This window comes from uncultured Meiothermus sp., from assembly GCF_937863175.1.
Taxonomy (GTDB): domain Bacteria; phylum Deinococcota; class Deinococci; order Deinococcales; family Thermaceae; genus Meiothermus.
On record NZ_CALMCQ010000047.1, the window covers coordinates 1 to 4,129 of the forward strand.

The 4,129-nt window shown below is 61.7% G+C and carries 6 protein-coding genes; all 6 read right to left on the reverse strand.

The window, feature by feature from the left end; genetic code table 11:
- Window positions 1-432, reverse strand: a 432-nt coding sequence (locus tag Q0288_RS01960) for a sulfite exporter TauE/SafE family protein (RefSeq protein WP_299426350.1), incomplete at its 3' end; no start/stop codon positions are given.
- A complete protein-coding gene (locus Q0288_RS01965) occupies window positions 423-845 on the reverse strand; it encodes a rhodanese-like domain-containing protein (protein WP_299426355.1) in 423 nt (140 codons plus the stop codon). The genes Q0288_RS01960 and Q0288_RS01965, both read right to left, overlap by 10 nt.
- Complete coding sequence (locus Q0288_RS01970; protein ID WP_299426358.1) at window positions 845-1,186, reverse strand: rhodanese-like domain-containing protein; 342 nt, start codon at window positions 1,184-1,186, stop codon at window positions 845-847. Before Q0288_RS01970 ends, Q0288_RS01965 begins: the two co-directional genes overlap by 1 nt.
- Window positions 1,183-1,845 carry a rhodanese-like domain-containing protein gene (locus Q0288_RS01975; RefSeq protein ID WP_299426361.1) on the reverse strand — a complete coding sequence of 221 codons (663 nt, stop codon included), beginning with the start codon at window positions 1,843-1,845 and terminating at the stop codon, window positions 1,183-1,185. Before Q0288_RS01975 ends, Q0288_RS01970 begins: the two co-directional genes overlap by 4 nt.
- 132 nt (window positions 1,846-1,977) lie before the next feature.
- Entirely contained in the window at window positions 1,978-2,292 is a 315-nt protein-coding gene (locus tag Q0288_RS01980; RefSeq protein WP_299426364.1) for a rhodanese-like domain-containing protein, read from the reverse strand.
- Window positions 2,293-2,357: 65 nt separating this feature from the next.
- Entirely contained in the window at window positions 2,358-3,800 is a 1,443-nt protein-coding gene (locus Q0288_RS01985; RefSeq protein ID WP_299426367.1) for an MBL fold metallo-hydrolase, read from the reverse strand.
- Between the last annotated feature and the right edge of the window lie 329 nt (window positions 3,801-4,129).

The window sequence follows — 4,129 nt, forward strand, 5'->3', positions numbered from 1 at the left end:
GACCAGGCCGGTGAGGACACCCACTACCAGGCCGTCCAGGATAATTTTGAGGTAGGAGCGTTGCTTGGGTGGGGCCTCGAGCCTGGGCGGGCGGAACATCAGGAGGGCCGCTGCCAGCATCACCACCGCGAACAAGCCCAACTGCCAGACCCCGGGCACCCACTGGGAAAAGTAGGCGCCCAGGTAGGTTCCTGCCATCCCCGGAATTCCAAACAACAGGACGCTGTTCCAGTCAATTAGCCGCCGGAGGCCGTAGGGTATGGCCCCTACCAGAGCAATCAGGCCCACGATAGCCAGCGACTCGGCAATGGCCAGCTTCTCCGGGTGGCCCACCAGATAGATCAGAACCGGCACGGTCAGAATGGAACCGCCCGAACCCAGCATTCCCAGTGACAGGCCAATCAAAACCGCGCCGACCAGGGCTAGGAGCAAGGGGCATCCTCCGGCTTAAAACCAGTCTCAGGCAGGGCGCTTTTGCCTGGAGCAGGGATTTCTACTGCCAACTGCGGAGAGGGCTGCCCTGAATCCTCATTGGAGGCAGGTTTCGTTGGGCGCTCGAGCGTGTAGCCCTGGGCCGCATACCCCTGAATACCCCCCACCAGCCGGGCCACCTCGATGCCCTCGTACTCGAGCACCTCGGCGGCCAGCCCGGCCCGGCTGCCGCTTGCACAGAGGGTCACGATGGGGCCTTGCAGGCTATCCAGGTGCTCCAGAAGCTGCCCCAGCGGGACATTGCGCGAGTGGGGGATGCGGGCGCTCTCGAACTCTCCCTGTTCACGCACATCCAGCAAGAGCGCACCGCGCTTCTGCCAGAGGGAAAGTTCGTTGGGGAAGAGATCTTGCATCACTTTACCGGCAAACGCTGCTGTTTCCAGGCCTCGATACCGCCGGCCAGATTGTAGACCTTAAAGCCTTTGCCAGCCAGGAAACGCGCCGCGCTGGCACTGCGGCTGCCACTGCGGCACTGGCAGATAATTTCTTTGTTTTGGGGCAGCTTCTCCCACTCACTTTCCAGCTTGTCCAGCGGCAGCCCCTGCGAGCCGGGGATTTTGCCTTCCTGGCGCTCCAGAGGTGTACGGACATCCAGCATCAAGGCCCCAGCCTTGAGCTTCTCCTGGGCCTCGGCAGGGCTCAGGCGGCCAACGGCCACCCCGCCCCCCAGCAGGTTCTTAAGCCAAGCGATCAACGTTCCACCTCGAGCCCGGCGCTCATCCAGCCGTAGGTGCCGCCCTCGAGGTTGCCCACACTGGCCCGGTCAAAGCCATGTCCCACCAGGTATTCCGCAGCCTGGGAGGAACGGCCACCGGAGGCGCAGACCACCACCAGCTTGCGGTTTTTGGGGAGCCTCCCCACCTCGGCGGTAAAGCGTCCCAGCGGGACGTTGACGGCTCCCGGCACGTGCCCCATCGCGTACTCGTAGGGTTCACGTACATCCACCACGTAGGCTCCCTCTTGTACCCAGGTCTGGGCCTCGTGCGGGGTGAGCTCAGTAAAGGCGGTCTGGTGGTAGGTAGCTTCCACGGGGTGGGTATCCAGGGCCAGCCCAGCCTGATACCAGGCCATGATGCCCCCGTCCAGGTTGAGCAAATTGGTGTAGCCTTTGGCCGCAAGCCAGCCAGCAGCCTGGGAGCTGCGGTTGCCGCTACGGCAGTAGAGAACCACCGGCTGATCGTGGGGAACCTCCTGGTAGCGCCCGGAGAACTCCGACAGGGGGATCAGCTCCGCACCCTCGATGCGTACCTGGGCATACTCTTCGGGCTCGCGTACATCCACAAAAAAGGTCTTCCGCTCGAGCAGCTTCTGGGCTTCTTTAGGGCTGATGTCTTTGTAGGGTACGGTCAACATGGGTCTCCTTGAGGTGTTTCCAAAATATGCAGTCTGATGCATCAAGCTCGGTCTGCAGCTGGCTACTGCGCTATTGAGGATGCGCAAGGCCTGCTGGTTCTGCTTGCGCATCCTGATGCCGGATGGCCCCGTTTAGACGTGGCTGGCGCAGGGAATCCCGGCCTCACACCAGGCCATAAGACCCCCTTCCAACTGCCAGACCTTGTTGTGGCCAAGGCGCTGCAGGGTCTGCAAACCCTCCTGTGAACGGTTGCCGCTGCGGCAGTAGACCAGAACCGGTTGCTCGCGCTCGAGGTAGAGCGGGGCCAGGGATGCGAGCGCAGAAAGCGGGAGCCGCAGCGCACCCGGTAGCATCCCTTCGGCCCACTCGTGCGGCTCTCGAACATCTACGACCTGGTACCGGCTCAGGGTCTGATAGGCAGTCTTGGTGTCCAGGTTTCTATTCATAATGTGTTCTGTTTTGTGCTGCGCCCTGGTTCTGGCTCGAGAACCAGGGCCTGGCTGGTTATGTTTCAGGCTCCGACTGCTTCGCGGGGCTGGCCTTTTTCAATTGCAAAGCCCTCGTGTTGCCAGGCCCGGATGCCCCCGGTCAGGTTAATCAGGTTGGTAAATCCCACCGATAGCAGCGCGCTAATGGCAGTAGAGGAGCGGTCTCCGCCCAGGCAGTGCACGATCACCGGCCTGTCTTTGGGGATGCGCTGCTGGTTGCTCATCACCCGTCCAGCATGGATGTTCTGGGCGCCGGAAATATGCCCGGCCAGGTACTCGTCGGCCCCGCGCACGTCCAGGATGGCAGCCTCGCCCTTTTCCCACAGCACTTTGGCTTCGGCAGCGGTGATCTGGGGGACGATCTCGAGCTCACGCTCGGCATAGCCCTCGAGGCTGGGGATATACCCCACTACCCGATCCAGACCAATCCGCACCAGACTGGTGACCAGGTCGTCAACCTGCTCGCTGCCCGCCAGAAGAACCAGATCCTGGTCGTAAGGCAGCAGCCAGCCTGCCCAGGTCGAGAAACTCTTGCCCCCTGGCAGGTTGATAGCCCCCCGGAGGTGCCCGCCGGCAAAAGCCAGCTTGTCGCGGGTATCTACCAGGATGGCCCCCTGGGCCAGCCTTTGCTGGAACTGGGCTGGGGCTAACCGGTCGGGCTTGGGCAGGCTGCCCAGGATGGGCATTCCGTCGCGGTTCAGCCGCTTCATCTGGGCGAAGTAGTAGGGGGCTTCGGGCTGGCCGGAAAGCAGGGCCCTCACAAAGCCCTCCTCGTCGCCGGAGCGCAGGTAATCGGCCCACCAGGAGAACAGGCGCTCATAGCCCACCGTGGTGCTGGCCACCGCTCCCAGCCCTTTGCCGCAGGCACTGCCCGCACCGTGGCCGGGCCAGACCTGAACATAGTCGGGCAGGGCGAGGAATTTTTCCTTAAGGCTTTTGAACATGCGCCGAGCCCCTGGTTCGGCGGTGCCCAGGATGCCAGCGGCCTCTTCCAGCAGGTCGGGGCGACCGATATCCCCCACAAACACAAAGTCGCCGGTCAGGATAAAACCCGGCTCGGTGGCGGCAGCGCCGTCCTGCACCAGAAAGCTGATATGCTCGGGGGTGTGGCCGGGGGTATGCACCACCGTGAGGGTGATATTGCCCAGCCTGATCTGGTCGCCATCGCGCACAAGCTGGTAGTCGAAACCCTCGAGGCCGCTGTATTTCCAGTTTTCGTCGCCTTCGTCGGTCAGGTAAAGTTTAGCCCCGGCGGCCCTGGCGAGCTCGCGTGCGCCCGAAAGGTAGTCGGCGTGGATGTGGGTCTCGGTGACCGCCACGATCTGCATACCGTTTTTGCGGGCCTCCTCGAGGTAGACCTGAACATCCCGTCGGGGGTCAACCACGATTGCTGTACCCTGCGACTGGCACCCGATAAAGTAGCTGCCCTGGGCCAGTCCTTCCTCGTAAATCTGTTTGAAAAGCATACTCACCCTCCTGGCTAGTAGAATATATCCCCAGGGGGTATTATGTCAAATACCCGTATGGGATATATCAATCGGAGAGGAATGAAATCAGAAATGTTAATAACTTCCAGTTTTGTCTAAGAATGAGTGTAATAATTTTCTCGTTCAGGGCTTGCACGATTGCTTCTACTGTTGACACCAACTATACCACCGATGCCCCATCCACCCTCCGGGGCCAGGCTCAATGGTTCTCAGGTGTACAGGCCGGACTTGTCCTGACCCAAAGGAAAGCTACAGCGTGGCCACCTCCAGTGCGGCCGAGCTGGAAAGCCCTCCGGTGATGGGCACCT

Excerpts from the sequence above, each read along its gene's own strand:
- Q0288_RS01965 (WP_299426355.1), bottom strand. The coding sequence starts at position 845 with ATGCAAGATCTCTTCCCCAACGAACTTTCCCTCTGGCAGAAGCGCGGT.
- Q0288_RS01975 (WP_299426361.1), bottom strand. The coding sequence starts at position 1,845 with ATGTTGACCGTACCCTACAAAGACATCAGCCCTAAAGAAGCCCAGAAG.
- Q0288_RS01980 (WP_299426364.1), bottom strand. The coding sequence starts at position 2,292 with ATGAATAGAAACCTGGACACCAAGACTGCCTATCAGACCCTGAGCCGG.
- Q0288_RS01985 (WP_299426367.1), bottom strand. The coding sequence starts at position 3,800 with ATGCTTTTCAAACAGATTTACGAGGAAGGACTGGCCCAGGGCAGCTAC.